This is a genomic window from Burkholderia sp. Ac-20392 (assembly GCF_017104585.1).
Lineage (GTDB): Bacteria > Pseudomonadota > Gammaproteobacteria > Burkholderiales > Burkholderiaceae > Burkholderia > Burkholderia lata.
The window spans coordinates 1-602 of sequence record NZ_JAAGPB010001151.1; the positions used below are offsets into that span (position 1 = coordinate 1).

1 protein-coding gene is annotated in these 602 nt (G+C 71.8%); it reads right to left on the reverse strand.

Annotation, left to right across the window (positions count from 1 at the left end; genetic code table 11):
• Window positions 1–602 (reverse strand): TolC family protein (locus G3N99_RS41335; protein WP_206125323.1); only part of this gene is annotated, 602 nt, incomplete at both ends.

Consider the following 602-nt stretch of genomic DNA (forward strand, 5'->3'; position numbering starts at 1 on the left):
TCGCGCGCGGAGGCCACCAGCATCTCGGCCGAGCGCAGCTCGATCGCGTCGCTCGTGCCGGCCGCGTAACGGCGCTGCGTGAGCGCGGCCATGCGTTGGCGGGCATCCAGCGTGCGCTGCGCCAGCGCGAGCTGCTCGTGCAGCGAGCGCTCCGATACATAGGCGCCCGCCACGTCGGCGATCACACCGATGCGAACCGTGCGTTGCGCGTTCGCCGTCGCGAAATATTCGGCGAGCGCCGCGTCGGACAGGCTGCGCACGCGGCCGAACAGGTCGAGCTCGTACGCGCTGATGCCGACGCCCGCGCGATACAGCCCGCTGATCGCGCTTTCGCGCACGACCGGGTCGTACTGGCGCGCACGGTCATAGCCCAGATTCGCATCGACTGACGGCATCAGGTCCGCGCGCTGCACGCCGTACAGCGCGCGCGCTTCCTCGAGGCGGCCGGCCGCGACCCGCAGGTCGCGGTTGTTCGCGAGCGCCGCGTCGATCCACGCTTGCAGCGCGGCGTCGGTAAAGTAGGTGCGCCAGTCGTCGAGCAGCGCGGCGTCGGTGGGCGACACCTCCGCCGCCGGTGCGGCACTGCCGTCGACCGGCGTATA